The organism is Sphingosinithalassobacter tenebrarum, assembly GCF_011057975.1.
In the GTDB taxonomy this organism is placed as follows: Bacteria; Pseudomonadota; Alphaproteobacteria; order Sphingomonadales; family Sphingomonadaceae; genus Sphingomonas; species Sphingomonas tenebrarum.
Map to the genome: position 1 here is coordinate 3,662,847 of NZ_CP049109.1, position 26,516 is coordinate 3,689,362.

Here is a 26,516-nt window from a genome sequence, read left to right on the forward strand (position 1 = left end):
GGCGCGCCTATCCAGAGGCAAGGCACCCGTAGCTCAGCTGGATAGAGCGCTGCCCTCCGAAGGCAGAGGCCACAGGTTCGAATCCTGTCGGGTGCGCCATTTTTCCTCGCTCCAGCCCGAGCCGCCATGTGCGTTTTCGGCGGATAGCGGCGTTACCTCTTACGCTTGCCGCCTCGGGGCCTTGCTTTGCCGTTACGGCCGCAGCACCCAGCCGCCGTCGACATGGATGGTCTGGCCGGTGATCCACTGGCCGGCGTCCGAGCAGAGCAGCAGCAGCGTTCCGACCAGTTCGTCGGGCGCGCCACGGGCGCGCAGCGCGCAGGCCATTTCGAGGAACTTGATGAAGGGCGAATCGTCGGGGACGAGCATCTTGCCCGCATCCGAGGTGACATTGCCCGGCGCGATCGCGTTGCAGGTAATGCCTTCCTTGCCGAACTGCTTGGCGAGGCTGGTGGTGAGACCGACCAGCGCGAGCTTGGTGATGCCGTAAAGGCCCGAGGCCGGGAAGGCGCCGCCTGACGTCTGGTTGATGATCCGCCCGCCGCCGCGTTCGCGCATCGAGGGGATCACCGCGCGGGCGCAGAGCAAGGCGCCGTCAAGATTGACGGCGAACGCCTTGTGCCAGGCGTCCATGCTGACGGTTTCGAAATTGTCATAGCTGATATCGACCATCAGCGCGGCGTTGTTGACCAGGATGTCGACCCCGCCGAACGCCTCGACCGCCGCGGCGGCCATCGCCCTGGTCGAGTCTTCGCTGGCGACATCGACTTCGACCGCTGCGGCCTTGCCGCCGCTCGCCTCGATCTCTTCGGCGACGGCTTGCGCACCTGCCTTGTTGAGGTCCGCGACCACGACCGAGGCGCCCGCTTCGGCGAGTCCCTTGGCATAGGCCGCGCCGATCGAATTGCCGCGGCCGCCCGCGCCGGTCACTACCGCCACCTTGCCGTCGAGCCGGAACTGGTCGAGCGAGAATGTCATGCTGGTCTCTCCTGAAGGTCAGTTGGCGCCGGCGGCGCGCAGAAAGGGGTTGGCGGCATCGGCGAGTTGCCCCGCCGCGTCGCTGTCGGGCAGCGTGGCAGCGAGCAGCTTCACATCCTTGGCGAGCAGGCCCGCGCCGTGCGCGAAGGCCTGCGGTTGCGGCAGCCGCGCATAGACTTCGAAACCGAAGCTGCGCCCGCTGCTCGCCTTGACGAGATCGCCGAACGCCTTGCGCTTGATACCGAGCGCTTCGCTTGCCTGTATCGCGGCATGGGCGAGGCCCATGTTTGCCGCCATCAGCGCGTTGTTGACGATCTTGGCGCGCTGGCCCGACCCCGCCGGACCGAGCAGCACGAGCAGCCCGGCAAAGCTTTCAAACACTGGCTTGGCCTGTTCGTAGGCGGCCTCTTCGGCGCCGCACATCACGGTGAGCGTTTTCGCCGCCGCCGCCGGTCCGCCGCCGCTCACCGGCGCGTCGACAAAGGCGATGCCGCGCTCGGCGCAGCGCGCGGCGAGCTTCTCGCAGCTTTCGGGCAGGATGGTCGAATGGATGGCGAGCAGGCTGCCCGGCCGCATCGCCGGAATGATCTGCTCGCACAGATCGGCGACGCCCGCATCATCTACGACACACAACCCGACATGGTCGCAGGCTGCGGCAAGTTCGGCGGGCGAAGCCGCCGTCGCCGCCCCTTGCGCGACGAACGGATCGAGCGCCTCGGGACGGCGCGCCCAGACAGTGAGCGGATAGCCTTCGGCCAGCATCCGCTCGGCCATCGGGCCGCCCTGGCTGCCCAGCCCGATAAAGCCGGTGCTCGCCTTCCCGCTCATCCGGCGGTGATCCCCTTGTCGATCGACAGGCACGATCCGTGAAAGCCGCGCCCGGCGGGCGATGCGAGCATCAGGATCATGTCGGCGACGTCCGCGACCTCCACCGTGCCGCGCATGCCCGAGAAACGCTTGATCAGATCGAAATCGGCATTTTCGGGCGGGCGGAAATTCTTCGCGATATTGGTGATCATCCCGCCCGGCGCGACAGCGTTGATGCGGATGGATTTCTTCTGAAATTCCATCGCCATCGCCTTGGTCATGCCGACAATGCCCCATTTGCTCGCGCAATAGGCGGCGGCATAGGCTTCGCCGATATAGGAGGCCGAGGACGCGACATTGACGATCGCGCCGTCGCTTTCGAGCAGATGCGGGATTGCCGCCTGCGAGAGGAGGAAGGGCGCGTCGAGATTAACCGAAATCGTCCGGCGATAAAGGTCGATCGGCATGTCGGCCGAATTGGCGAGATAGATGACGCCCGCAATGTTGCACAGCGCATCGAGCCTGCCGAACTTCGCAACGGCCTTCGCGACCACCGCCGCGCAGGCCGCCGGATCGGAAAGGTCCGCCGTCTCGCTGCCCACTTCGCGCCCGCTATCGGCGAGCATCGGAACGGTTTCGGCCAGATCGTCGGCATTGACATCGACCAGCCAGAGATCGGCGCCCGCCGCCGCCAGCGTCAGCGCCGTCTGGCGGCCGAGGCCCGATGCCGCGCCGGTGACCAGCGCGACCTTGCCGTTCATATCGGTATTCATGCGTTCCGCCTCATGCTTTCGGGGCGTGCCAGGGCAGGCCCTTGGCAACCTTGTCGATCATTTCTAGGATGACCATCTGCATCCGCGACGCCTTGGGCCAGCCGGCATGGGTGCCATATTGCAGCACGAATTCGAGCATCTCGTCGGGCTGGCAATTGCCGCTCGCCATCGCCGCGTGGATATGGCTGCGGATCGGGATTTCGGCCCCGGACTCGCACACGCCGACCAGCGTGATCCAGCGACGCGAAGGCTCGTCGAGCCCGCGACGGCGCCACATTTCGCCAAAGACGAAATTGTTGATCCCCTGCAGATACGGCGTCTTGGGCGGCCCGGGCGGAAACAGCATCACCTTGTCGAATTCGGCGTGACCCTCGTCGTTGCGCTCCTGCGGGTCCCAGGCTTCGCCGCGGATCGGCGGCACCTCGGCGGGCGGCAGGCCCAGTTCCTCGGCGACGCGGGTGACGGCGCGGTCGAGCCGCCCGCCATTGCCCCATCCGGCATAGACGGCGAGATGCAAGGCTGCTTCGCGCAGTTCGGCGAGCGTCAGTTCCTTGTTGGTCAGCGCGCCGCGCACGAAATCGTCGATCTGGCCGTCTTCCAGATTGCACGTCGCGGCGGTCGCCATCGCGACCAGATAGCGCGCGCGTAGCGGCAATCCGGGGCGCGTCCATACTTCCGCCCAGACAAAGTCGCGCCAGCTCTCCTCGAGCAAAGTCTTCGGCTGGACCGGGTCGCGCCCGGTCGATCTGGCTTCGGTGTCGAGGCCGGTTTGCGACCGGTCGGCGGGGTCGAGCATTGGCATGTCCGCGCTCCTCAGTCCTGCAGGTTGATCCAGACGTTGCGGACCTGCTGAAACTCGCGCAGCCCCTCGATCCCGCCGAGCCGGCCGTGACCGCTATGCTTCATGCCGCCAAACGGCACGCAGGGTGTCATCGCCTCGCCCGATCCGTTGACCTGAACCTGGCCCGCCATCATCCGGTTGGCGACACGATGGCCGCGCGCGAGATTGGTGGTGTGGATATAGGCGCCGAGCCCGTAATCGCTGTCATTGGCCAGCGCGACTGCCTCTTCCTCGCTATCGAACGGCGTCACGACCAGCACCGGCCCGAAGACTTCGTTCTTCGCGATATGGCTTTCGGGAGAAACATCGGCGAGGACGGTGATCGGCAGGAAAAAGCCGTCCTTATGCTCGCCGTCCAGCCGCTCGCCGCCGACCACGACGCGCGCGCCGTCCGATTTGCCGCCTTCGACCATCGACTGGATGCGATCGAGCGCGGTGTCCGAAATCACCGGCCCCATCACCGTGTCCTGCGCCAGCGGATCGCCGACCTTTACGTATCCCGCCATCGCCTGCAGCATCTGCAGATAGGGCTCGTACACCGAACGTTCGACCAGCAGCCGCGTGCCGTTGACGCAGCCCTGCCCGTTGGCGCTGACCGCCCCGGCAAGTCCGCGCTTGGCGGCCGCCTGAAGGTCCGCGTCGGCGAAGACGAGCACCGCAGATTTGCCGCCGAGTTCGAGCCCGATGGGCTTGAGCGTCTCGGAGGCTTTGGCCAAAATCTTGCGCGCGGTGCCGCCCGATCCGATGAATTCGATCTTGCCGATGCCGGGATGGCCGACCATCGCCTCGCCGACATCGGGCCCGCCGGTGACGAGATTGACGACGCCCGGCGGGAAGCCCGCGTCGCGAATGATCTCGACCAGCTTCATCAGCGAATAGGGCGCGTTCTCGGGCGCTTTCAGCACAACGCAATTGCCCGCCGCCAGCGCCGGGGCCATGATCATCGTGGCAGCGAAAAGCGGCCCGTTCCACGGCACGATCGCGCCGACCACGCCATAGGGTTCGTAACGGACATAGTCATGCGCGGGGCCGCCCCAGGTGTCGATCGCGCGCCCTTCGATCTTGTCGGCCCAGCCGCCGAAATAGCGGAATTTCTGCGCCGCGTCGGCGCTCATATGCGGCCCGGCGAGCAGGATCGACCCGTTCTCATAGGAGAGCAGCGGCGTCATTTCCTCGGCGCGCTCCTCGATCAGCGCAGCGAGTTTGAACATCAGGTTGCGGCGCTTGTCGCCGGTCATCGCGCGCCATTCGGGGAATGCCGCCTGCGCCGCCGCGACTGCCTTGGCGACGTCGCTTGCGTCCGACAGGTGAAATTCGGAAGTCACTTCGCCGGTGGCGGGATAGATATGCGCATATTTCGCGCCGCCGCCCTGCGGCTGGCTGTCGCCGATCACCGTGGCGGCGGTCGGCAGACGCGACTGATCGGGGCTCTGAAACGCCATTTCCTGCTCCAACTCCGATGTTCGCTCGCTCTATGGCGAGTCAATTCGGTCGCAGGCTATGAAGGATTAAATAGGCTGACAACTGGCTTGAAATGCCCGTTTCGGGCAGAGAGCGAGTCGACTTTAGCCAATACTATGCATAGTAATTGCCATATGCCCCTTCTCACCAAGGTACCGCGCAAACGCGGCGTCAATCTTGTCACCGCGACGACAGCGACGCTGCGCGAGCATATCTTCGCAAACGAATCGGGCACGCTTCTCGGCTCGCTTCACCAGCTCGCGCGCGATCTGGAAGTGGGCATCGTCACGCTGCAACAGGCCGCGCGCGTGCTCGAGCATGAAGGCGTCCTGGAGGTCCGGCGCGGCCCTGGCGGCGGCTATTACGGGACCCGGCCTGACGATGCCGCGCTCGAACGCGCGATGGACGCCTATCTGCGCGTCCACCCCGCCACCTATGACGAAGCGCTCGATGTGACCTCGCTGCTGTTCAACGAGCTCGTCGCCGCCGCCGCCCGCTGCGATGATGCGGCGGTGCGCGCGGCCCTTTCCACGATCGCAGAGCAATTCGACGAAACGAAACTCGATCAGGCGGCACTCGGCGTGCTCGAGATCGAATTTCAGGAACGGCTCTTCCAGATGGTGCGGCGCCCGCTGTTCGAAATGCTCACCCGCGTAACGCTACATTATGCGACCAGCCGCAGCGCCCCGTCGGTGCATCACCTTCACAGCGACGTGAGGCGATGGTGCGCGGGTCGCAGAGCGATCATCGCCGCGATCATCGACGGCGATGAAGCGCTGGCCCGGTTCGAGGCGAACCGCCAGAACCGCAGGATTGTCCGCCAGCACCTCGAAGGCATGGCGGGCGCGGAGACGATCAATACATCCTGACCAGGCGGCCGGACATCATGCCGCGACCGCAGCATCCGCCCCTCCCTGCGCAATGATGCGGCGTGCCAGCGTATCGGCGGCATCGGCAGGGGTCCGGCCGGAACGTTCGGCTTCGTCGAAAACGCGCTGCAGCCGCATCCCCGTCTCGCCAACCCGGCGCTGAACCGCGTCCGCTTCCCAGCCGAGATATTCCGCCGCGACGCTGATGATACCCCCGGCATTGACGACATAATCGGGCGCATAAAGGATATCGCGATCGGCGAGCAGCGCGGCGACGCTTTCGTCGGCGAGCTGATTGTTCGCAGCGCCGCAGACGAGCCGCGCGTGCAGCCGCGATACGCTTTGCCGGTTCAGCACGCCGCCCAGCGCGCAGGGCGCGAAGATGTCGGCACGCGCATCGACGATCGCATCCTTCGACATGATTTCGGCGTCGCATTCGACTGCGACCTTCGCCGCGATGCCCGGCTTGGGGTCGGCGACGATCAGCCGCGCGCCGGCAGCATGGAGCAACCGCGTCAGGCCCGCCCCGACATGGCCCAGCCCCTGCACCGCCACGGTGCAGTCGGAAAGCTCGCGTCCCAGCCGGGCACGCGCCGCCACACGCATGGCTTCGAACACGCCGCGCGCCGTCCACGGCGACGGATCGCCCCCCGGCCGCCCTTCGCGCGGCGGCAGGCCCGCGACATGGCGCGTTTCGCGCGCGACCGCTTCCATGTCCTCGACGCTGGTTCCGACGTCCTCGGCAGTGACATATTCGCCGTCGAGCGCCTGCACCGCGCGACCGAACGCCGCGAACAGCTCGCCACGGCTGAATGGCGGTTCGGGCATGCGCAGCACGGCCTTGCCTCCGCCCAGCGGCAACCCGGCGACCGCGTTCTTGTACGCCATTCCTTCGGCGAGGCGCATCGCGTCCTCGGTCGCCGCATCGGGGCTGTCATAGGTCCAGAACCGGCATCCGCCCGCCGCCGGTCCGAGCGCTGTCGAGTGAATCACGATCACGCCGCGCAGACCCGATCTTGCGTCTTCCACGGAACAGACACGTTCGGGCGGCAATGCCCGGTCGCCATGCGTCATAACCATCATTCACCTCATGTTTCACGATGCCGGGCTTTTCGCAGAGGCGCTGGGGAAAAGCTGACCCAACTTGACGCCAATGCAGCGATGATCGAATGAATTTACCGGATTATATATATACACCGGTGAAACATGCCTGATAACCTCGATAGATACGAACGATCCATTCTGAGATTGCTGCAGGAGGATTGCTCGCGCTCGACTGCCGAGATTGCCGAGTCGGTGGGGCTTTCCGCCTCGCCCTGCTGGCGGCGGATCGACCGGATGGAGCGCGACGGCATCATCAGCCGTCGCGTCGCGCTGGTCGACCGGCAGAAGGTCGGGATGAACGCCCAGGTCTTCGCGCAAGTGAAGCTCAACGCGCATGGCCGGGCGCATCTGGAGGAATTCAGCGCGGCGATCCGGGGCTTTCCCGAAGTACTCGAATGCTATGTGCTGATGGGACCGGTTGATTTCATGTTGCGCATCGTGACGCGCGACATCGAGGCCTATGAACGCTTCTTCTTCGACAAATTGTCGGCGCTGCCGGGCGTGCAGGAGATCAATTCGACGATGGCGCTTTCGGAAATCAAGGCAACCACGGCGCTGCCGCTCTAGCGGCAGGCCGCGCGCCGCTTCATCCGCGCGTCATTCGGCCGCCGCCTGCGCCGCCGCGACGATGCGCAGCACGTTGCCGCCCCACATCTTTGCGAGATCCGCTTCGCTGTAGCCGGCATCGAGCAGGCGCTGGGTCACCAGAGGCAGCGCGCTGATATCGTTGAATCCGGTCACGCCGCCCCCGCCGTCCCAGTCGCCGGCGAAGCAGACATGGTCGACACCCGCGACGTCGATCACATGCAGCACCTGCTCCATATAGGTTTCGAAATCGGCGTCCCAGAGCGGCTGTTCCGCGTCGAGCGCACGCCAGCGCCGGGCGAGGTCGGCCTGCTGCGCGGGCGTCATCGACTCCATATGCTCATATTGCTCGAACAGCTCGGCACGCTCGCCCTCGAGATGCATGTCCGAAAGATAGATGGTGCTGACGCAGATCGCGCCGCCCTTCGCCGCCAGCGCGCGAATGCGGGCGTCATCGAGATTGCGCGGCGCGTCATGCGCCCAGCGCGCGCTCGAATGCGAAAGCAGCAGCGGCGCGGTCGACAGGGCGAGCATCTGGTCGAACGCCGCGTCGGAGGCATGGCTGGCATCGACGACGATGCCCAGCCGGTTCGCCTCGGCCAGCCATTGCCGCCCGAGCGAGCTGAGACCGTTCCAGTGGGGATCGTCGGTCGCGCTGTCGGCGAACTGATTGTTGGCGCCGTGAACCGGCCCCATCAACCGCACGCCGCGATCGTAAAATTCCTTCATATGCGAAAGGTCGAGCCCCAGCGGATAGCTGTTCTCGATGCTCTTGAACGCGATCAGCTTATCCTGGGCGGCGGCGGCGCGCGCTTCCTCTGCGGTCGTCACCGGAACGATGCGTTCCGGGTATTTCGCCAGCGTGCTGTCGATCAGATCCGACCGCGCGCGCGCGAATGCCAGCGCATCGGCATAGCCCTGCCCGGTCAACGGCCCCTGATCGGTATAGATGACGAAAAAGCCGCCATCGAGATCGCCTGCCTCCATCCGCACCATGTCGACCTGCACCAGATCGGTGGCCGGATCGTGCGGCGCCCCGAAATCCCAACCGGGCCGCTGAAAATGCATCGGCGTGTCGAGATGCGTGTCGAGCACGAGCAGCCGATCGTGCACTGCCCGCGCCTGATCGCGCGAAACGTCGGCGGAAGTCTTCGACGGCGTCGTGGCACAGCCTGCGAGCAGCAGCGCGGCGAAGGTGGCGGTACGGGCTTTCATCATTCGGACTCCACGGGGCGCAGATCGAGATCGCGATAGTCATAGCTGAAATCGGCGATCGGGCTTTCGGCACGCATCTTCACGCGATCGACCGAGCCGTCATCGTTGAGCTGGAAGGTGACGACGGCGTTCTCGATGCCGGTATCGCTGAAGCGCGTGACAAAGCTGTCATACTGATAATGTTCCAGCCGTCCGGCCATATCCGGCGTGGTGGTGAAATCGATCGTCAGTCCCGCGCCGTCGCGGCCGACCACGACATCGCCATACCAGGGATCGTGATACGTGCCGACATAGCGATCGAGCGACAGTGAAGGACCGACCGGAGCGGCATCGCCATGCGCGCCTTCGAGCGCGGCTTTCCCGCCCGCGACCATCGCGTTCATGAACTGGTCGAAACGGCCATACCAATCGACCGGCTCGCGCCCCGTGTAATGATCGAGCAACTCGTACATCAGGCCACGACGCAGCTCCGATTCCTCGGAGTTGACGACGATCGCGAAACCGACATCCTGATCGGGCAGCAGCACGACCATCGTGATCGATCCGTACACGCCGCCGCCATGCTCGATCACCCGGACGCCGTGATAATCCTCGACGGTCCAGCCGAGCGCATAGCTGTTGTAGCTCGGGCGCGCCGCGTCGATCGGCGCGGGCCATGCGGGCAGCGGCATCGGCGTGACCGGCGCCCACATCTCCTTCGCCGCCGCTTCGCTGTAGAGGCGGCCGCCTTCGGGCAGCGCCCCGTGGCCGAGCTGGATCTGGAGCCAGCGGGCAAGTTCTTCGGCGCTCAGCGCGAGCCCGCCGGCGGGCGCGGCGTTGGCGCTGATATAGACCTCGCGCTCATCGAGCGCGGTGATCGGCCCGTCGCCCCGGATCACGCCGCTGACCCGCGCATGCGGGTGCGCACGATTGGCGGTGGCGAGCCTGGATTCGTTGGTCGCAGTCGCGCGGTCCATCCCGGCCGGGCGCAGCAGTTCGTCTACAATGAAGCTTTCCCAGCGCTTGCCGGTCACTTCCTCGATCAGCTGCCCGGCGGCGGTGTAGAGGATATTGTCATAGGCATAGGCCGAACGGAAGCTCGTCGCGGGCTTCATGTAGCGCAGCCTGCGCACCGTCTCCTCACGCGAAAGTGATGCGCGCGGCACGAACAAGAGATCACCCTGCCCCAGCCCGAGGCCGCTGCGATGGGTGAGCAGGTCGCGCACCGTCATTTCGTTGGTCACCCAGGGATCGTACATGCGGAACCAGGGCATGTGATCGATCACCTTGTCATCCCAGCCGAGCTGCCCGCGATCAACCAGCAGCGCGAGCGCGGCGACGGTGAAGGCCTTTCCCGACGATCCGATCTGGAACAGCGTGTCGGCATCGACCGGCGCGGGCTTGCCGGTCTCGCGCACGCCCCAGCCGCGCACCAGCACCGGCTCGCCATGTTCGACGATGGCGATGGCGATGCCGGGCGAGCCGCTGCGCTGGCGCAATTGCTCGACATGCTCGACAAAGCCGGCGGGCGGATCGGCCAGCGCCACGCCCGGCAGCGCGGCGAGGATCAGAGCGGGCAATGCCACCACGCGGCGGAGGGTCTGGATCATGCGACGACCTTTTCGGAAGGGGATGCCGGTGCTCGCAAAAGGCGGGCAGTTCCGAGGGTGAGCACCGGCAAGACGAAGACGATGAGAAACAGCGCGGCAAGCAACCGATAGCCGCCGGCGATCAACGCCACGAGGCCGACGCGATCGGCGACGAACATGCAGCCGAGCAGCAGCAGCCCGCCGAGCAGCGCGCGCGGCCCGACGCCGAAACCGCGCCCCCGGCTTTCGAATATCCCCGCGACGCGCTCGTTGATCGAATGGACGGCGCTGACGCCGCTTTCGAGCAGCGCGATGAAGATCATCCCCTGAAACAGCCAGTGAAAGGCAGGCGCATTCAGGCGGCTGAGCAGATAATCGGACGGCAATGTCTCGGACCCGATCTCGGGATAGAAACCCACCATGCAGATGAAGAACAGGATCGCCGGCAGCATCGCCAGCGGCCCCGCCAGCGCGCCCGCGATCAGCGCGTCGCGCCTGCCGGTCAGGTGACGCAGCACAGGCAGGATCACGACCGCGCCCACGATATTGTAGCTGGCATAGGTGAGCCCGCCGGTGAGCCAGCCCTCGGCGGGCGCGGGCGTTTCGAACCCGGCAAGGATTCGATCGCCGAAGCTGGACAGGCCGAGAATCAGGAACGCGGCATAAACGCCGTAGAGCGCGATCGACGCGAATTTGAAGAGCCGCTCGACCGTGGCTTCGCCGAACGCAGTGACCAGCAGGATCGCGATTGCGAGCAGCGCCGCGCCGATGAAGCTAGGCCAGCCGAGCATCGCTTCGCCGATCGCGCCCGCGGTGGCGCCGAACACGGCCAGCACCAGCACGATAAAAATGAGATAGGCAAGCTCGAACACGCGCCACCCGGGGCCGAGCAGCCGCATGAAGAAAGCGCGATAGTCATAGGCATGCGTCATCTGGGCAAAGGCGAAGGTGACGGCGGCGATCAGGCTCCACAGGCACATCGCCAGGATCATGCCCGCCAGCCCGCCCAGCGGCCCGCTGGCGAGGAAATATTCGGCGAGTTCGCGTCCGGTGGCATAGCCGCCGCCGATGATGAACGCCTTCAGCGCGAAACCGGGCAGCAGGAAACGCTGAAACCAGCTCGCTCCCGCCGCCCCCGCGCTCACGCCGCCCCCAGGCAGGATTCGACCAGCGCATCGAACGCCGCGCCGCCGCGGATGGGATCGGCGGCGGGCAGACCGAGCCGCTCGGTTTCGGCCGCGATATGCGCGAGTGCCGCTTCCTCGGTCATGTCGCTGGTGTTGAGCGCTATCCCGCCGCAGCGAATTGCCGGATTTGTCCGCTTGCCGAGCATCAGGGTCAGTTCGATCACCGCCTCGATATCGGGCAGCGGAAACGTCTCCAGCCCGACGATATGGGTACGGCCCGGGCTGTGACACACGACGAACACATCGGGCTGACTACCGTGAAGCAGCCCCAGTGACACCGGCGAATAGGCGGGGTGAAACAACGACCCTTGCCCCTCGATCACGTCCCAATGCGCTGGATCGGCGTCGGGCGACAGGATTTCGGCGGCTCCGGCTTCGAAATCGGCGACCACCGCATCCATCGGAATGCCCGAACCGGCAATCATGATGCCGGTCTGCCCCGTGGCACGGAAATCGGTGTCGATGCCGCGCGCCTGAAAGGCCCGCCACAGCGACAGCGCCGTATATTTCTTGCCCAGCGCGCAGTCGGTGCCGACGGTCAGCAACCGCTTGCCGCTGCGCTTGCGCCCGGTGGCGACCGGGATGCCGGGCGGCGGCGTGCGGATATCGATCAGCTGGCGGCCGTTTTCGCGCGCCGCCGCGACCAGCGCGGGGACATCGGCGAGCCGGGCGTGCAGCCCGCTCACCAGATCGAGCCCGGCCTCCAGCGCCGCGACCAGGGCCGGCACCCAGTCGGCATTGATGATACCGCCCTGATTGGCGACGCCGATCACCAGCGCGCGGGCACCGGCTTCGCGCGCCTGCCGCGGCGTCATGGCGGGCAGCCCCGTTGAGACGCCGCACCCCGCGACACCATATTCGCCGATGCACAGCTCACCCGCCCAGTCGCGCAATCCGAACGCCGTCTTGGCGAACTGTGGATTTTGCGTGTCCCCGAGGAAGAGCAGATAGGGCTGCGGCAATGCCAGCGGTTCCGCGGTTCGGCTTTGAAACGGTGCGTTCATTGCATCCACTCAGAAAGCGACATCGGCGGCAAGACCGAACGTACGCGGCTGCACCGGGGAAATCGCCAGATAGGACGGGATGTTGAGCCCGTCGGTGAAAAGCGTCCGGCCGAGTTCACCTTCGTCGTTCAGCGCGTTGCGGACATAGGCGCGCAAGGTCCAGTGCCCGTCGAAAGTATAGCCGATATTGGCGTCGACCGTCGTATAGGGCTTGGCCCGCGCCCGCAGCGGATCGCTTTCGACCAGCGAGAAGCGGCTGCTGGCGTGGCGCACGCCGATACCGAAATCGAGCGTGTCGCCGATGCCGACCGGCATGCTGTAGTCGAGGCGGGCCGAGCCGCTGAACTCGGGCACTTCGGGCAGCCTGTCGCCATCAAGGCCGCTGATCGAAGGCACGTCCTCGGTCAGCGTCGCATCGGTATAGGCCGCGGTGAAGCCGATGGTCAGGCCGGCGACCGGGGCGATCACGACCGACCCTTCGGCGCCCTTGCTTTCGGCCGATCCGCCATTGCCGATTCCGCCGATGCCGCCAAAGGCCATCGCGACCTGGATATCCTGCCAGTCCATGTAGAAGAGCGCGGCGTCGATCGTGATCAGGCCGTCCGCCAACGCGCCCTTGAAGCCGACCTCATAGTTGGTGACCGTATCCGAATCGACCGTCGGCGGCACGCCGGGGACGATCACATTGGGGCCGCCGGGACGATAGCCGGTCGCGACACGGGCATAGAGCATCGCATCGTCCCCGAAGAAGACCTGCGGACTGACGCTGAAGGTGACAACATCCTCGCTCGACTCGCCCGGATCGTCGGCGACCGGGACGAGCGAGCCATAGCTGGCCTGGCGGAAGCTCTGCTCGTTCTTCGCCCAGCGCACGCCGCCGGTGATCGCGAACATGTCGCCCAGGTGCAGCGTGGCGTTTCCGAAAACCGCATATTCCTCATAGGTGGCGGGCAATTCGACGATCGCCAGCGGATCGAGCGCCGGGATCAGATTCCCCGCCATGTCATAAGGGCGGATCGTCTGGTCCTGCGTACTGTCTTCATGCGTATAGAAGCCGCCGATCAGCCATTCGAACGCGCCTTCGCCGGTCGAGGCCAACCGAACCTCCTGCGTCCATTTCTCGAGCGCGACGGTATTGTCGTACGGAGTCACCCCCGCCGGAATCGCGCCGCCGGTGAGCAGCGGGAACAGCGCACCGTAGATATGGCTGGTATCGCGCACCTGCTGGATATGCCGCTCGCTATAGGTGGTGACCGAGGTCAGCGCGACACCGCCGAGATCATAGTCGAGCGTCGCGGCATAATAGTCGAGGCTCGCATTGAAGGGCTCGGCGACATAATTGTTGAACGAGGTGCCGTTCCCCAGCGGATCGCCCGAAAGATCGGCGGCATAGCTGCCGTTGCTTTCCGCGTTGGTCGCCTGCCAGATGCCGTTCAGCGAAATCGAGAAATTGTCGGTCGCCTGGAAAAGCAGGCTGACACGGCCGCCGCGCTGTTCATAGTCATTCTGATCATCGAGCGCGGCGTTGTTGACGCTGTCGACATAGCCGGGCGACTTGCGCCAGGCGAAGCTGCCGGTGATGCCGAGCCGCCCTTCGACCAGCGGCGCATTGGCCATCACCTGCCCGGCCCAGCCCGGATCGGCGGCGCCGTCGATGGTGAAGATTTCCCCGCCGCCGCGAACACCGAATTCGGAAAGGCTGGGCTGCACCGTCACATATTTGACGAGGCCACCGATCGCGCTGGCGCCGTAGAGCGTGCCCTGCGGCCCGCGCAATACCTCGATCCTTTCGATGTCATAGGGCAGCAGGTCGAGCGACATTTCGGTGGCGCGCGCATAGAGGCTGCTCGACCCCACCGGCGCATCATCGATGTAGAAGCCGACCGCTGCCGCGCTGGTAGTCGCGGAGATGCCGCGCAGCGAGATACTCGCCAGCCCCGGCGTGCCGCTGCTGGTCACTTGCATGCCCGGCACATAGGAGGAATAGTCGGTAAGCGAAGTCGCCCCCTGCGCTTGCATGGCTTCGCCGTCGACAACACTGATCGAAACCGGCACGTCGAGCATGCTTTCCTCGCGCTTCTGCGCGGTGACGACGATTTCCTGGCCGTGAACGCGCGACTCCGTGGGCGCGTCCTGCGCGAAGGCGGGCATGGCGACACCGATCAGCGGCATGGCCGTCCAGGCGAGTAGCAGATGCTTCTTCATGTGATCTTTCCCCATTTTCCCGCCACCGGATGTCGCCGCACGTCCCGATGCGGCCCCGCTTCCCGGCGGTCATTCCCCTTGTGCGAAATCGCCGTGTCGCCGGAGCCGGGCCGAACCGGGCCGGTCACGCCCGCGCCCATCGGCGCATCGCATGCTGCGGGATTGCGTCCCCGCCGCTTCGACTCCGTGTCACGATAATTTCAATTTGGAGACTATTGTCCTAATCAGAGAACTGTCAACCCCAACAGAGAATTACGCGCAAGACCTCGGGAACCCCCAGATTTCCGCCGGACAATGGATGTTCCCGTCCCGGTAGCACACGCCCGGCTCGCGATCGCGCGCAAGAAAGGTCGGCCCGTCGAGATCGACGACGCTGCAGAGTTGCCCAAGCAGGAAAGACGGCGCCATCGACAGGCTCGACCCCATCATGTTGCCGACCATCACGCCGAGCCCGAGCGCACGGGCGCGCCGCGCGATCGCGATGCCTTCGGTAAGGCCGCCGCATTTGTCGAGCTTGATGTTGACCATGTCGAACCGGCCGACCAGCCCGTCTATTTCGGCAAGCGACAAGGCGCTTTCGTCCGCTGCGACGGGAATGGCACGCTTGACGCCGTCCAGTCCGGCTTCATCGCCGCGCGCCAGCGGCTGTTCGAGCAGGGCGACTCCATGCCGCTCCAATGTCGCGAACAATGCCGGCAACGCCTCGGCCGCATAGCCCTGATTGGCATCGACTCCGATCCAGCAATCAGGCCGCGCGGCCCGCACCGCAGCCACGCGCGAGGCATCGAGCGCCGCCTCGCCGGTAAGCTTGAGCTTGAGTGTCGTGGCATCGGCCAGCGCCGTCGCGGCATCGGCCATGACGCGCGGCTCGTCGGCACCGATGGTGATGGTGGTGCGCAGCGGCCTCGGCTCGGGCAGGTCCGCCAATTGCCATACCGGTCGGCCGCGCTGCTGCGCCTCCAGTTCCCACAGCGCGCAATCGAGCGCGTTGCGCCCGCCGCACGGGGGCAGCAACTGCTGCAGCCCGGCACGGTCGGCCCCGGTCTCGATCGCGCCGCGAACGCGTTCGATCGCCGCCGTCATCGTTTCGATGTCGTCGTTCAGATAATAGGCGCCCGCCGCTTCGCCGCGCCCGCGATGCGGCCCTTCCGCGATCTCTGCCACCACCACCGCGGTTTCGGTGAAGACATGTCCGGTGATGCGGAAGGGCTTGGCATAGGGAAAGCGCTCCACGCGGACGTCGAGTGTCCTTCGGCTGGTCATCGCGCCCTCAATACCGCGTGCCGAAGCCGATCAGGTGATAGGCAAGCCCGACATAGAGCAGCAGGAAGGCCGCCAGGACAAGCAGCACGCTCCACAGCTTGGCGCCCCATTTGCGCCCGCCGGTCCACACCGTCCAGCCATACCAGAGCGACAGCCCGAGCAGCCCGAACAGCGCGATCGGCGTCAGGAACTGGAGCAGGTAGAGCGCCCAGTCGAGCGCGCCGCCGAGCGAATTGAGGTCGCTCATCATGCTGGTCACCAGCAGCACCCAGCCAAGCATCGCGACAAGCGCGAGCCAGGCGAAACCGCGGCTGAGCCGATAGGAAAGCCGGGCATGCCCTTCGAGCGGAAGCGACGCGCCGTAGCGCCGCCGCGCCACCGCCGCCCACGGCCATGCGACGGCCGTGATCGCGACAATGCCGAGCGCGAGCATCAGCGCCGGCAGCAGCCAGGCTGCATTATACTGCCAGGGCGTGCGGGTAAGCACGGTGAAGGGCGAGAACATGTCGCTGCTGAACCGCGTGACCCTGCCGTCCTTCACTTCAGCCGAAAGCCGCTCGCCGGTCGCCCGGTCGACCCAGACAAAGGGTTCGACTTCCTCCCAATTACGCGGCTGATCGCCCAGGCTCGGCACGCCCGGCACCACCAGCTTGCCGTCTTCATCGACGGCGACCGTGGCCTGTCCGAGCAGGTCGAGAATGCTCAGGAAATTGCGGACCGGCCCGCGGCTGCTCGAATAATTGCCCGCCATCATCGCCGCATGTTCGCGTGCGGTGGCTTCGTCGACCCGTCCTTCGGGCTCGGGCCCGGGCAGATAGCGATCGGCGAACTGGTGAAACAATGCGCCGCGCACCGCCAGCGAACTGCCCGGCGTGCCCTGACTGTTCATCGAGAAGAAGATGCCGATCTTCGCTTCGGGGAACAGCCAGAGATAGGAGTGGAAATAGCCGGTATCGCCGCCATGCCCGATCGCGCGATGACCGTTGACTCGTTGCTCGTAGAAGCCGAGCGCCATGCGGTTGAGATTGTCGATACCCGGCGCGCGATAATCATGCATCATCGCCGTCGTCTGCGGCGACATCAGCGGCCCGCCGCCGTTGAGATGCGCGATCATGAACTGCGCCATGTCCTCGCCGGTCGAGGCAAGGCTGCCCGCCGGCGCGGGATAGACGATTTCATAGGGCTTGGCCGGCCCGGTCGCCAGTTCATAGCCCTTGGACATCTGCGCCGCGAGCGATTCGGGCAGCGGCTGGCGAAAGCTGGAATGCTCCATGCCCAGCGGCGCGAAGATGCGCTGTTCGACATAATCGTCGAAGGGCATGCCCGAGAGGCGCTCGACGACATAGCCCGCCAGCGCCGTGGCATAGTTGGAATAGGCCGGCGTCGTGCCCGGCGCGAATACCCGTTCGGTGCGCCCCTTCCGCACATATTCGGAAAGGGGCATCACCGTTTCGGGATCATCGCCGATCAGGTGGCGCAGGCTTTCCTCGAACCCGGCGCTGTGCGTCATGATCTGGCGCATCGTGATCGGCTGCCCGTCGAGGGGCGGAATCTCGAAATCGAGATAGCTGTTCACATCGGTGTCGAGATCGATCTTTCCCGCCTCGACCAGCTGCATCACAGCGGTCCAGGTGAAGAGCTTGGAAACCGAGCCGGGGCGGAACAGCGTGTCTTCAGGGGAAACCGGCTCGCGCTGCGCGACGTCGGCATAGCCATAGCCGCGCTCGAACAGGATCGTATCGCCCTGAACCACAGTGACCACCGCGCCGGCAATCTCGCCTCGGGCCAGCGCATAGGGCATCATTCCGTCGAGCCAGGCGGAAAGATCCTCACGCGTCAGCGCATGGCCGCCATCGCCGGGCGCGGGGGTGGGAGCAGATGCCGCGCCGACTTGGTCCGCCGGCACCGCCGCCTGGGGCGCCGGGCCCTGCGCGGCCAGCGGCGCGAATGCCAGCAAGGCTGCCACGGCCAGGAACTTCCGCACTAGTCGCATTGCAAACCCCCTTTTTTCGTTTCGGCGCAGTTGCACGCAACGCCGGTTAGGCCTAACCTGAATCGCGACAGGCTTAGCCGGATAAGGACATAATGATCCTGATTGGAAAATTGTCAAATCGACGGCAACTCGGGGAGCGAGCCGAATGAGCAGCGACCAGCCGACTCTGGGCGCGGTGCTGCGCGGAATCCGCGCCAAACGCGGCTGGACGCTCAAGGAAATGAGCGCGCAGAGCGGCATCCCGGTCTCGACGCTGTCGAAGGTCGAACATGACCGGCTGACGCTGACCTATGACAAGCTGCAGCAGCTCAGCCGCCGGCTGAACATGCGCATGTCCGATCTGTTCGCCGAGGACCAGCAGGCGGCCGAGCCGCCGAGAGTAACCGCGCGGCGCAGCATCGGCAGCCTGGAAAAGGCGTTTCGCGTCGAAACCGACAATTACGACTATCACTATCTGTGCACCGACCTGCGCCGGAAGCGGATGATTCCGATTCTCACGCGGATTCGCGCGCGCAGCACCGAGGAATTCGGCGATCTGGTTCGCCATCACGGCGAGGAACTGATCTACGTCGTCGAGGGGCGGATCGTCGTCCACACCGAGTTTTATGACAGCGTCGAGCTGGGCCCGGGCGAATCGATCTATATCGACAGCTCAATGGGCCATGCCTATCTGGTGGCGCCGGGATGTGACGAGGCGCTGGTGCTCGGCGTCTGTTCCAGCCCCGATGAAGGGCTGATGGATTCGCTGATGAGCCTGCACGGCGAAGTCGCCGCCTGAGGCCGCCAACCCCGGCTTTCCCGTTCTCGAAATCCGCCTTGGGATAATCCCCTATGGCGGATTTGACGTCGATCAATGGTATAGGCAGACCTTCCAACCATAGGCGGTATCCAAAGTTATTGAACGGGGTGGGAATGGACGACACCGTATTCCGCGCGGGTGGCTTGACGCTGCTCGCATTTGTGTGCCTCGGCGCGTCTGCGATGGCCGTCGACGGGGCGTTTGCCGTGCATATGGGCATATTCGCCATCGCGGCGTTGATCGCGGCATGGGTGAGTATCGGCCGTATCGGCAGCGAGGAGAAGCGCGCCGTCGCCGACAAGCGACGCGACGTCTATTATGACGAGGTCATTCGCTGGGGCACGATCGCGACGGTCTTCTGGGGCGTCGTCGGCTTTCTGGTCGGCGTTTTCATCGCCGCGCAGCTCACTTTCCCCTGGCTCAATCTCGAACCCTATCTCAATTTCGGCCGCCTGCGCCCGCTGCACACTTCGGCGGTGATCTTCGCCTTCGGCGGCAACGCGCTGATCGCGACGAGCTTCTACATTGTCCAGCGCACCTGCCGCGCGACGCTGTTCCTGCCGGGGCTCGCCCGTTTCGTCTTCTGGGGGTACCAGCTGTTCATCGTGCTGGCCGCGACCGGCTATCTGATGGGCGTCACCGAGGGCCGCGAATATGCCGAGCCCGAATGGTATGTCGACATCTGGCTGACCATCGTCTGGGTCGCGTATCTGGTGGTCTTCGCGGGCACGCTGTTCCGCCGCGCCGAACCGCACATCTATGTCGCCAACTGGTTCTACCTCGCGTTCATCATCACGATCGCGATGCTGCACCTGGTCAACAACCTGTCGATGCCGGTGTCGCTGCTCGGTTCCAAATCCTACGCCGCCTTTTCGGGCGTCCAGGACGCGCTGACCCAGTGGTGGTACGGGCATAACGCGGTCGGTTTCTTCCTGACCGCCGGCTTCCTGGGCATGATGTACTATTTCGTGCCCAAGCAGGCCGAGCGCCCGGTGTACAGCTATCGGCTGTCGATCGTGCACTTCTGGTCGCTGATCTTCCTCTACATCTGGGCCGGTCCGCACCACCTCCACTATACCGCGCTGCCCGACTGGGCGCAGACGCTCGGCATGGTGTTCTCGGTGATGCTGTGGATGCCCAGCTGGGGCGGCATGATCAACGGCCTGATGACGCTCAACGGCGCCTGGGACAAGATCCGCACCGATCCGATCATCCGCATGATGGTGTTCGCGCTCGCCTTCTACGGCATGTCGACCTTCGAAGGCCCGATGATGTCGATCAAGGAAGTCAACTCGCTGTCGCACTATACCAACTGGACCATCGGCCACGTCCATTCGGGCGCACTGGGCTGGAACGGCATGATCACCTTCGGTGCCATCTACTACATGGTGCCGCGCCTGTGGGGCCGTCAGCGGCTCTATTCGCTGCGCATGGTCAACTGGCACTTCTGGCTCTCGACGCTCGGCATCGTGCTCTACGCGGCATCGATGTGGGTCGCCGGCATCACCCAGGGCCTGATGTGGCGCGAATATGGGGACAATGGCTACCTCGTCTATTCCTTCGTGGAAGTCGTGGCTGCGCTGCACCCCTATTATCTGATCCGCTGGGCCGGCGGGCTGCTCTATCTGGGTGGCGCCCTGGTCATGGTCTGGAACGTCTGGATGACGATCGCCGGCAAGCTTCGCGACGAAGCTCCGCTGACCGACGCCGCCTTTGACCCCGCCAAGGACCGTCCGCTGCCGGCTCCCGCCGCCAACGTCGCAGCCGCCGAGTAAGGATAGAAAAATGGCCAACTGGGCAGAAAAGCACAAAAAGCTCGAGCGCAACGTCACGCTGCTGGGTGTCGCAGCGCTCGTCACCGTCGCCATCGGCGGCATCGTGGAAATCGCGCCGTTGTTCTGGATCCAGTCGACGGTCGCCCATGTCGAGGGCGTGCGGCCCTATACGCCGCTGGAACTCGCGGGGCGCAACATCTACATGCGCGAAGGCTGTTATGGCTGCCACAGCCAGATGGTCCGCCCCTTCCCCGACGAGAAGGAGCGTTACGGCCATTACAGCCTGGCGGCCGAAAGCATGTACGACCATCCCTTCCAATGGGGGTCCGAGCGCACCGGGCCGGACTTGGCGCGCGTCGGCGGGCGCTATTCGGATGAATGGCACGTCCAGCATCTCGCCGATCCGCAATCGGTGGTGCCCGAATCGATCATGCCCAAATACGGCTTCCTCGCGAAACGCGACCTCGACGTCGAAGGCCTTGGCGAGCATCTGGTGGCGCTGCGCCGGGTGGGCGTTCCCTATACCGACGAAGCGATCGAAAATGCCGAAGCCGACGCAATCGCGCAGGGCAGCGGCGAAGGTGATACCGCCGCCGTCACGGCGCGCTATCCCAAGGCCCAGTCGCGCGACTTCGACGGCGATCCGACGCGCCTGACCGAGATGGACGCGCTCGTCGCCTATCTCCAGGGCCTCGGCACGCAAGTCGATTTCGAGACCGCCATTCCGCAGGAGGTCGCCGAATGAACTATCACCTTCTGCGCGAATTCGCCGACAGCTGGGGGCTGGTCATCATGACCGTGCTCTTCCTGTCGCTGATCGGCTGGGCCTTCCTGCCGCGTAACCGCGAGGCGAACCGCCGCGCCGCCAATAGCATTTTCGAAGACGAGAACGACAATGGCTGACAAGAAGCGCATCGACGAACCGACCGGCACGCAAACCGTCGGGCATGAATGGGACGGCATCGAGGAACTCGATACGCCGATGCCGCGCTGGTGGCTGATCATCTTCTACGCCACCGTGGTCTTCGCGATCGTCTACACGATCCTCTATCCGGCCTGGCCGATGATCGACCGCGCCACTGCCGGCGTGCTCGGCTGGACCAGTCACGGGCAGCTCGAAGAGCAGCTTGCCGAGGATCGCGCCGAACGCGCGCCGGTGATGGCGGCGCTCGCCGTCACACCGGTCGAAAAGCTGCTGGGCAAGCCAGAACTCCTCGAAACCGCGATTCAGGGCGGGCGTTCGGCGTTTCTCGTCAATTGCGTCCAGTGCCACGGATCGGGGGCCGCGGGCAGCAAGGGCTACCCCAATCTGAACGACGACAACTGGCTGTGGGGCGGTGATATCGCCGCGATCGAAAAGACGCTGATCGACGGTATCCGCCAGCCGGGCCATGACGAAACCCGCATGTCGCAGATGCCGGCATTCGGCCGCGACGGACTGCTCAGCTCCGACGAGATCAAGGACCTGGTCTCCTATGTCCGCTTCGTATCCGGGCAGGAACCGGCCAGCGAATCGGCGCAGCGCGGCCGCCCGCTGTTCGAAAACAACTGCGCGGTCTGCCACGGTGCCGACGCCAAGGGCGATCGTCAGTTCGGCGCTCCGAACCTGACCGACGCCATCTGGCTCTATGGCGGCGATCGCAACACGATCACCGATACCATTCACAATTCGCGCTACGGCATCATGCCGGCCTGGGGCGACCGCCTGGATCCGGTGACGATCAAGATGCTGGCAGCCTATGTCCATTCGCTGGGCGGCGGCGAAGCATCGCCGGTGCCGGAGGCCGAAACCGCGCCGGCGCCCGATGAAAGTGAAGGCAATGTCGTCGCCGAGTGACCTGACCGGAGAGAAGCAGCAGTTCTTCGAAGCGCGGAAAAAGGTTTTCCCGCGCAAGGTGAACGGGACCTACCGTCGCCTGAAATGGGTCATCATGGCCGTGACGCTGACGATCTATTACGTCACGCCGTGGCTGCGCTGGGATCGGGGGCCCTACGCCCCCGATCAGGCAGTGCTGATCGACCTGGCGAACCGCCGCTTCTACATGTTCTCGATCGAGATCTGGCCGAACGAATTCTATTATGTCGTCGGCCTGCTGGTGATGGCCGCGATCGGGCTGTTCCTCGTCACTTCGGCGGTCGGCCGCGCGTGGTGCGGCTATGCCTGCCCGCAAACTGTGTGGACCGACCTGTTCGTCCATGTCGAACGGCTGGTCGAAGGCGATCGCAACGCGCAGATCCGCCTCGACAAGGCGCCCTGGGGCGCGAAGAAGATCGGCAAGCGCGGCCTGAAATACGCGATCTGGCTCTATATCGCCGCCGCAACGGGCGGCGCCTGGATCTGGTATTTCGCCGACGCGCCGACGCTGTTCATGGATTTCATCCACGGCACGGCGCCGTTCGCGGCCTATGCCGCGGTCGGCATCCTAACCTTCACCACCTTCACGCTCGGCGGGTTCATGCGCGAGCAGGTGTGCATCTATATGTGCCCCTGGCCGCGCATCCAGGGCGCGATGATGGACGAGAAGTCACTCGGCGTTACTTATAAATACTGGCGCGGCGAGCCGCGCACCCACGGCCTGAAGCGCGCGCATGCGCAGCCGCTGACCGACCTCGCCGAAGGCGAGAAAGTGGGCGACTGTATCGACTGCAACGCCTGTGTCGCGGTGTGCCCGACCGGCATCGACATTCGCGAAGGGCCGCAAATCGGCTGCATCACCTGCGGCCTGTGCATCGACGCGTGCGACGAAATCATGGCCAAGGTCGGTCGCGAGCCCAAGCTGATCGGCTATGCCACCGCCGCAGACGAGGCGCTGATCAAGCAAGGCAAGGAACCCGTTTCGGCGAAGAAGCGCCTGCTGCGCCCGCGCACGCTGATCTATTTCCTGCTGTGGTGCGGCGTGGGACTGGGCATGTTGTTCGTGCTGGGCAATCGCGCCCGGATCGGTATCGACGTGCTCCAGACGCGCAATCCGCTCTGGGTCCAGCTTGCCGACGGCAGCATCCGCAACACCTATACGCTCAAGATCCGCAATATGGAGGCACGCCCGCGCACCGTGGAAATCACGGTTGACGGCATCGACGCAGTGCTGTGGAACGATCGCGGCAGCCGCGACGACGCGGCGCAGGCGGTACGGCTCGAGGTGCCTGCCGACAAGGTGGCGAAGACTCAGCTTTTCGTTGCCGCACCGGGTGCCGGACCGCAGCGCACCGATGTCGTCTTTACCGTGCGCGCGCTCGATCAGGACGGCGCCAGCGCGAGCGACGAGAGCTTTTTCGAACGCCCGGAGGGGTCGCGATGATCAAACGCTTTACCGGCTGGCACATGCTGGGAGTCATGTTTGTGATGTTCGGCGTCATCATCGCCGTCAACGTGATCATGGCGACCAGCGCGATCCGCGGCTTTGGCGGTGTCACGGTCGAAAACCCCTATGTCGCCAGCCAGCACTACAACAAATGGATCGATGCCGGCCGCAAACAGGCGGCCGCGGGCTGGAAAGCCGCCCCTCTGGTTGCCGCGGACGGTACGCTGGTCGTGCTGCTGCAGCGCGCGGGCGAAACGATCACGGGCGCCGACGTGACGGTGAAGGCCAGCCACCCCTTCGGCCATGCCGAGGAGCGCCGGTTCGACATGCGCTGGAACGGCGCCGAAGGCGTCTATGAAACCGATCACAAGCTGCCGGCGGGACGCTGGCAGTTGCGCATCGCCATCGATGCCGCGGGCGACCGCGCCTATTTCGACGAAGAGGTGCGGATTTGAATGCACCGGCAGCAGCGCGCCGGCCTGAGCCGCTGACGACGTCCACCTTCGCGGTCGAAGGGATGCGCTGCGCCGGCTGTATCGCCAAGATCGAGCACGGACTGGCGGCCGACAACGACATCGCCACTGCCCGCGTCAACTTCACGACGCGCCAGGTCCGCGTCGCGCATCTTTCCGAAATCGACCCCGAAGCGATCGCCGAGCGAATCCGCGCGCTCGGTTTCGAAGCGCATGAGGCGCAGAACGAGCGCCCCGCCGGCTTCACCGACGAGAGCCGCAAGCTGGTGCTCGCGCTCGCCGTGGCGGGCTTCGCCGCGATGAACGTGATGCTGCTCTCGGTGTCGGTCTGGTCCGGCGCCGACGGTGCGACGCGCGGCATGTTCCACTGGATCTCGGCGCTGATCGCGCTGCCTGCCGCCGCCTATTCGGGGCAGACCTTTTTCAAGAGCGCGTGGAGCGCGCTGAAGCGCGGCCGCACCAATATGGACGTGCCCATTTCGATCGGCGTCGTGCTGGCGCTGGCGCTGAGCGTCTATGAAACCGCGACCGGGGGCATCCACGCCTATTTCGACGGCGCGCTGATGCTGCTCTTCTTTCTGCTCGGCGGTCGCTTCCTCGACAGCGTGATGCGGCAAAAGGCGCAGGACGGCATTACCGCGCTGCTCCGCCGCCTGCCCAACGATGCACTGGTGCTCGGCAAGGACGGCACCACCAGCCGCCGCGCGATCGACGAACTGGCGCCCAACATGAAGCTGCTGGTCGCCGCGGGCGAGCGGATCGCCGCCGACGGCGTCGTCCTTTCGGGGGAAAGCGATGTCGATCGCTCGCTCGTCACCGGCGAAAGCGACGCCGAACCCGTGGTTGAGGGCAGCGAGGTGCTGGCCGGCACGATCAATCTTTCGGCGCCGCTGACCGTGAAGATCACCGGCGTCGGCAACGACACCACCATCGCCGAAATCGCGCGGCTGATGGAAAGCGCGGGACAGGGCAAGTCGCGTTACACCCGGATCGCCGATCGCGCCGCGCGCCTCTATGCGCCCGCGGTTCATTCGCTCGCGCTGCTGACCTTTGCGGGATGGATGATCGCGGGCATGGGCCTCCATGCCTCGATCACCACTGCGATCGCGGTGCTGATCATCACCTGCCCCTGCGCGCTGGGCCTCGCCGTGCCGATTTCGCAGGTCGTCGTCACCGGCGCGATGATGCGCAAGGGCATCATGGTCAAGGACGGATCGGGGCTCGAGCGGCTGGCGCGCGCCGATGCCGCGATTTTCGACAAGACCGGGACGATCACGATCGGCCGCCCGCTGGTGACCGCCGGGATGCCCGAAGACGCGACCGAGCGCGCCGCGCTGCTCGCGCTTGCCCGCACCAGCAACCACCCCGCCTCGCGCGCGATCGTCTGCACACTGGGCGACAGCATCGATGCGGCAGAGGCCAGCGCGCTGCAGGAAGTGCCCGGCAAGGGGGTGTGCGGCATCGTTGCCGGGCGGAAAGCGATGCTCGGCCGTCCCGACTGGGTCGGCAGCAGCGGGCATGACGGCAGCGGCACCAGTTTCCGGCTGGGCGACGGGCCCGTCCACCATATCGTTACCGAAGATCAGCCGCGCCCCGATACCGTCGCGGCGCTGGCGCGGATGCAGCGGCTGGGCATCGGTTGCACCATGATCTCAGGCGACGCGGCCGATCCGGTCGCGCGGCTTGCCGACCGGCTGGGCATCGAAGGCAGGGCGCGGATGCGCCCGGAGGACAAGGTCGCCGCGATCCGCGCGCTGGAAGAAAGCGGACACCATGTGCTGATGGTCGGCGACGGGCTGAATGACGGGCCCGCGCTGCGCGCCGCGTCGGTTTCGATGGCACCGTCGAGCGCTACCGATGTCGGGCGGCAGGCGGCGGACATCGTCTTCCTGGGCGACGGCCTGGCGCCCGTGCCGATGGCGATCGCCGCCGCGCGGCGCACGATGGCGGTGGTGAAGCAGAATTTCGCGATGGCGGTGATCTACAACCTGTTCGCGGTCCCGCTGGCGATGGCGGGGTTTGTCACGCCGCTGATCGCCGCCGCGGCGATGTCGGGCTCGTCGCTGATCGTCGTCGCCAATGCGCTGCGACTGCGCGGAGCGGCGCGATGAACGGGCTCGCTATCCTGATCCCGGTCGCGCTGCTGCTCGGCCTGTCGGGCATCGGCGCCTTTTTCTGGGCCGCGAAGAGCGGGCAATTCGACGATCTCGACGGCGCGGCGATGCGGATCCTGATCGACGACGAGGACAAGCCCGACACCCGAGAGTGAGACGGCATATTCGTTGGCGACGCTAGCGTCTCATTCGGACGCGTC

General features: G+C 65.5%; 24 protein-coding genes and 1 tRNA gene. 12 read left to right on the plus strand and 13 right to left on the minus strand.

Translation table 11 applies throughout. The features are described 5' to 3' along the window. The first annotated feature begins 22 nt into the window (after positions 1–22). Positions 23–99: transfer RNA gene (locus tag G5C33_RS18185), tRNA-Arg, on the plus strand. Between the two features lie 93 nt (positions 100–192). Here G5C33_RS18185 and G5C33_RS18190 read toward each other — a convergent pair. Genes G5C33_RS18190 through G5C33_RS18210 form a run of 5 tightly spaced genes read right to left on the minus strand, consistent with a single transcriptional unit; the run spans position 193 to position 4,841 of the window. Then, positions 193–978, minus strand: a complete 786-nt coding sequence (locus tag G5C33_RS18190; protein ID WP_165328443.1) for an SDR family oxidoreductase — start codon at positions 976–978, stop codon at positions 193–195. Positions 979–996: 18 nt separating this feature from the next. Continuing rightward, on the minus strand, positions 997–1,806 hold the full coding sequence (locus G5C33_RS18195) for an NAD(P)-dependent oxidoreductase (protein WP_165328444.1): 810 nt from the start codon (positions 1,804–1,806) through the stop codon (positions 997–999). Further along, entirely contained in the window at positions 1,803–2,558 is a 756-nt protein-coding gene (locus G5C33_RS18200) for an SDR family NAD(P)-dependent oxidoreductase (RefSeq protein ID WP_165328445.1), read from the minus strand. The genes G5C33_RS18195 and G5C33_RS18200 overlap by 4 nt, the downstream gene beginning before the upstream one ends. Positions 2,559–2,568: 10 nt before the next feature. Then, entirely contained in the window at positions 2,569–3,360 is a 792-nt protein-coding gene (locus G5C33_RS18205; RefSeq protein WP_165328446.1) for a carboxymuconolactone decarboxylase family protein, read from the minus strand. 11 nt (positions 3,361–3,371) lie between these two features. After that, positions 3,372–4,841 (minus strand): aldehyde dehydrogenase family protein, encoded by a 1,470-nt coding sequence (locus G5C33_RS18210; RefSeq protein ID WP_165328447.1) that lies wholly within the window; start codon positions 4,839–4,841, stop codon positions 3,372–3,374. Between the two features lie 153 nt (positions 4,842–4,994). Here G5C33_RS18210 and G5C33_RS18215 point away from each other — a divergent pair, with 153 nt between their 5' ends. Then, entirely contained in the window at positions 4,995–5,729 is a 735-nt protein-coding gene (locus G5C33_RS18215; RefSeq protein ID WP_165328448.1) for an FCD domain-containing protein, read from the plus strand. A gap of 15 nt (positions 5,730–5,744) precedes the next feature. Here G5C33_RS18215 and G5C33_RS18220 read toward each other — a convergent pair whose 3' ends face one another. Next, a complete protein-coding gene (locus G5C33_RS18220; RefSeq protein ID WP_165328449.1) occupies positions 5,745–6,812 on the minus strand; it encodes a Glu/Leu/Phe/Val family dehydrogenase in 1,068 nt (355 codons plus the stop codon). A gap of 123 nt (positions 6,813–6,935) precedes the next feature. Here G5C33_RS18220 and G5C33_RS18225 point away from each other — a divergent pair, with 123 nt between their 5' ends. Further along, positions 6,936–7,400, plus strand: coding sequence for an Lrp/AsnC family transcriptional regulator (locus tag G5C33_RS18225; protein WP_165328450.1), 465 nt, complete (start codon positions 6,936–6,938; stop codon positions 7,398–7,400). 30 nt (positions 7,401–7,430) lie between these two features. Here the strand turns inward: G5C33_RS18225 and G5C33_RS18230 are convergent, their stop codons facing one another. The 7 genes from G5C33_RS18230 to G5C33_RS18260 all read right to left on the minus strand — a co-directional run bounded on the left by G5C33_RS18230 (position 7,431) and on the right by G5C33_RS18260 (position 17,826). Beyond that, the gene (locus G5C33_RS18230; protein ID WP_228275128.1) at positions 7,431–8,636 is read right to left on the minus strand and encodes a membrane dipeptidase; all 1,206 of its coding nucleotides are present in this window, start codon (positions 8,634–8,636) and stop codon (positions 7,431–7,433) included. Then, a complete protein-coding gene (locus G5C33_RS18235) occupies positions 8,633–10,222 on the minus strand; it encodes a serine hydrolase (protein WP_165328451.1) in 1,590 nt (529 codons plus the stop codon). The genes G5C33_RS18230 and G5C33_RS18235 overlap by 4 nt, the downstream gene beginning before the upstream one ends. Then, positions 10,219–11,346 carry a YkvI family membrane protein gene (locus tag G5C33_RS18240; protein WP_165328452.1) on the minus strand — a complete coding sequence of 376 codons (1,128 nt, stop codon included), beginning with the start codon at positions 11,344–11,346 and terminating at the stop codon, positions 10,219–10,221. The genes G5C33_RS18235 and G5C33_RS18240 overlap by 4 nt, the downstream gene beginning before the upstream one ends. Then, on the minus strand, positions 11,343–12,392 hold the full coding sequence (locus G5C33_RS18245) for a DUF1611 domain-containing protein (RefSeq protein WP_165328453.1): 1,050 nt from the start codon (positions 12,390–12,392) through the stop codon (positions 11,343–11,345). The genes G5C33_RS18240 and G5C33_RS18245 overlap by 4 nt, the downstream gene beginning before the upstream one ends. A gap of 9 nt (positions 12,393–12,401) precedes the next feature. Continuing rightward, positions 12,402–14,597 carry a TonB-dependent receptor gene (locus G5C33_RS18250; RefSeq protein WP_165328454.1) on the minus strand — a complete coding sequence of 732 codons (2,196 nt, stop codon included), beginning with the start codon at positions 14,595–14,597 and terminating at the stop codon, positions 12,402–12,404. Positions 14,598–14,849: 252 nt separating this feature from the next. Then, complete coding sequence (locus G5C33_RS18255; protein ID WP_165328455.1) at positions 14,850–15,860, minus strand: dipeptide epimerase; 1,011 nt, start codon at positions 15,858–15,860, stop codon at positions 14,850–14,852. Positions 15,861–15,867: 7 nt separating this feature from the next. Further along, positions 15,868–17,826, minus strand: a complete 1,959-nt coding sequence (locus G5C33_RS18260; protein WP_228275129.1) for a serine hydrolase domain-containing protein — start codon at positions 17,824–17,826, stop codon at positions 15,868–15,870. 172 nt (positions 17,827–17,998) lie between these two features. On the opposite strand from G5C33_RS18260, the gene G5C33_RS18265 reads away from it, so the two are divergent. The 9 genes from G5C33_RS18265 to ccoS all read left to right on the plus strand — a co-directional run bounded on the left by G5C33_RS18265 (position 17,999) and on the right by ccoS (position 26,471). Then, positions 17,999–18,631, plus strand: coding sequence for a helix-turn-helix domain-containing protein (locus tag G5C33_RS18265; RefSeq protein ID WP_165328457.1), 633 nt, complete (start codon positions 17,999–18,001; stop codon positions 18,629–18,631). 134 nt (positions 18,632–18,765) lie between these two features. Further along, entirely contained in the window at positions 18,766–20,427 is a 1,662-nt protein-coding gene (gene ccoN, locus G5C33_RS18270; RefSeq protein WP_165328458.1) for a cytochrome-c oxidase, cbb3-type subunit I, read from the plus strand. 10 nt (positions 20,428–20,437) lie between these two features. Continuing rightward, positions 20,438–21,172: a cytochrome-c oxidase, cbb3-type subunit II gene (gene ccoO / locus G5C33_RS18275; RefSeq protein ID WP_165328459.1), complete on the plus strand. Its 735-nt coding sequence runs from the start codon at positions 20,438–20,440 to the stop codon at positions 21,170–21,172. Next, positions 21,169–21,330 carry a cbb3-type cytochrome oxidase subunit 3 gene (locus tag G5C33_RS18280; RefSeq protein WP_165328460.1) on the plus strand — a complete coding sequence of 54 codons (162 nt, stop codon included), beginning with the start codon at positions 21,169–21,171 and terminating at the stop codon, positions 21,328–21,330. Before ccoO ends, G5C33_RS18280 begins: the two co-directional genes overlap by 4 nt. Next, complete coding sequence (ccoP, locus tag G5C33_RS18285; RefSeq protein ID WP_165328461.1) at positions 21,323–22,264, plus strand: cytochrome-c oxidase, cbb3-type subunit III; 942 nt, start codon at positions 21,323–21,325, stop codon at positions 22,262–22,264. Before G5C33_RS18280 ends, ccoP begins: the two co-directional genes overlap by 8 nt. Further along, positions 22,248–23,726 carry a cytochrome c oxidase accessory protein CcoG gene (gene ccoG / locus G5C33_RS18290; protein ID WP_165328940.1) on the plus strand — a complete coding sequence of 493 codons (1,479 nt, stop codon included), beginning with the start codon at positions 22,248–22,250 and terminating at the stop codon, positions 23,724–23,726. The genes ccoP and ccoG overlap by 17 nt, the downstream gene beginning before the upstream one ends. Next, complete coding sequence (locus G5C33_RS18295; protein ID WP_165328462.1) at positions 23,723–24,184, plus strand: FixH family protein; 462 nt, start codon at positions 23,723–23,725, stop codon at positions 24,182–24,184. The genes ccoG and G5C33_RS18295 overlap by 4 nt, the downstream gene beginning before the upstream one ends. Then, the gene (locus tag G5C33_RS18300; RefSeq protein WP_228275130.1) at positions 24,181–26,313 is read left to right on the plus strand and encodes a heavy metal translocating P-type ATPase; all 2,133 of its coding nucleotides are present in this window, start codon (positions 24,181–24,183) and stop codon (positions 26,311–26,313) included. The genes G5C33_RS18295 and G5C33_RS18300 overlap by 4 nt, the downstream gene beginning before the upstream one ends. Continuing rightward, the gene (gene ccoS / locus G5C33_RS18305) at positions 26,310–26,471 is read left to right on the plus strand and encodes a cbb3-type cytochrome oxidase assembly protein CcoS (RefSeq protein ID WP_165328463.1); all 162 of its coding nucleotides are present in this window, start codon (positions 26,310–26,312) and stop codon (positions 26,469–26,471) included. Before G5C33_RS18300 ends, ccoS begins: the two co-directional genes overlap by 4 nt. Positions 26,472–26,516: the final 45 nt, after the last annotated feature.

Excerpts from the sequence above, each read along its gene's own strand:
- ccoS (WP_165328463.1), top strand. The coding sequence starts at position 26,310 with ATGAACGGGCTCGCTATCCTGATCCCGGTCGCGCTGCTGCTCGGCCTG.
- ccoO (WP_165328459.1), top strand. The coding sequence starts at position 20,438 with ATGGCCAACTGGGCAGAAAAGCACAAAAAGCTCGAGCGCAACGTCACG.
- ccoP (WP_165328461.1), top strand. The coding sequence starts at position 21,323 with ATGGCTGACAAGAAGCGCATCGACGAACCGACCGGCACGCAAACCGTC.
- G5C33_RS18295 (WP_165328462.1), top strand. The coding sequence starts at position 23,723 with ATGATCAAACGCTTTACCGGCTGGCACATGCTGGGAGTCATGTTTGTG.
- G5C33_RS18195 (WP_165328444.1), bottom strand. The coding sequence starts at position 1,806 with ATGAGCGGGAAGGCGAGCACCGGCTTTATCGGGCTGGGCAGCCAGGGC.
- G5C33_RS18200 (WP_165328445.1), bottom strand. The coding sequence starts at position 2,558 with ATGAATACCGATATGAACGGCAAGGTCGCGCTGGTCACCGGCGCGGCA.
- G5C33_RS18210 (WP_165328447.1), bottom strand. The coding sequence starts at position 4,841 with ATGGCGTTTCAGAGCCCCGATCAGTCGCGTCTGCCGACCGCCGCCACG.
- G5C33_RS18235 (WP_165328451.1), bottom strand. The coding sequence starts at position 10,222 with ATGATCCAGACCCTCCGCCGCGTGGTGGCATTGCCCGCTCTGATCCTC.
- G5C33_RS18255 (WP_165328455.1), bottom strand. The coding sequence starts at position 15,860 with ATGACCAGCCGAAGGACACTCGACGTCCGCGTGGAGCGCTTTCCCTAT.
- G5C33_RS18265 (WP_165328457.1), top strand. The coding sequence starts at position 17,999 with ATGAGCAGCGACCAGCCGACTCTGGGCGCGGTGCTGCGCGGAATCCGC.
- G5C33_RS18250 (WP_165328454.1), bottom strand. The coding sequence starts at position 14,597 with ATGAAGAAGCATCTGCTACTCGCCTGGACGGCCATGCCGCTGATCGGT.
- ccoN (WP_165328458.1), top strand. The coding sequence starts at position 18,766 with ATGGACGACACCGTATTCCGCGCGGGTGGCTTGACGCTGCTCGCATTT.
- G5C33_RS18230 (WP_228275128.1), bottom strand. The coding sequence starts at position 8,636 with ATGATGAAAGCCCGTACCGCCACCTTCGCCGCGCTGCTGCTCGCAGGC.
- G5C33_RS18280 (WP_165328460.1), top strand. The coding sequence starts at position 21,169 with ATGAACTATCACCTTCTGCGCGAATTCGCCGACAGCTGGGGGCTGGTC.
- G5C33_RS18205 (WP_165328446.1), bottom strand. The coding sequence starts at position 3,360 with ATGCCAATGCTCGACCCCGCCGACCGGTCGCAAACCGGCCTCGACACC.
- G5C33_RS18225 (WP_165328450.1), top strand. The coding sequence starts at position 6,936 with ATGCCTGATAACCTCGATAGATACGAACGATCCATTCTGAGATTGCTG.
- G5C33_RS18220 (WP_165328449.1), bottom strand. The coding sequence starts at position 6,812 with ATGATGGTTATGACGCATGGCGACCGGGCATTGCCGCCCGAACGTGTC.
- ccoG (WP_165328940.1), top strand. The coding sequence starts at position 22,248 with ATGTCGTCGCCGAGTGACCTGACCGGAGAGAAGCAGCAGTTCTTCGAA.
- G5C33_RS18245 (WP_165328453.1), bottom strand. The coding sequence starts at position 12,392 with ATGAACGCACCGTTTCAAAGCCGAACCGCGGAACCGCTGGCATTGCCG.
- G5C33_RS18190 (WP_165328443.1), bottom strand. The coding sequence starts at position 978 with ATGACATTCTCGCTCGACCAGTTCCGGCTCGACGGCAAGGTGGCGGTA.
- G5C33_RS18215 (WP_165328448.1), top strand. The coding sequence starts at position 4,995 with ATGCCCCTTCTCACCAAGGTACCGCGCAAACGCGGCGTCAATCTTGTC.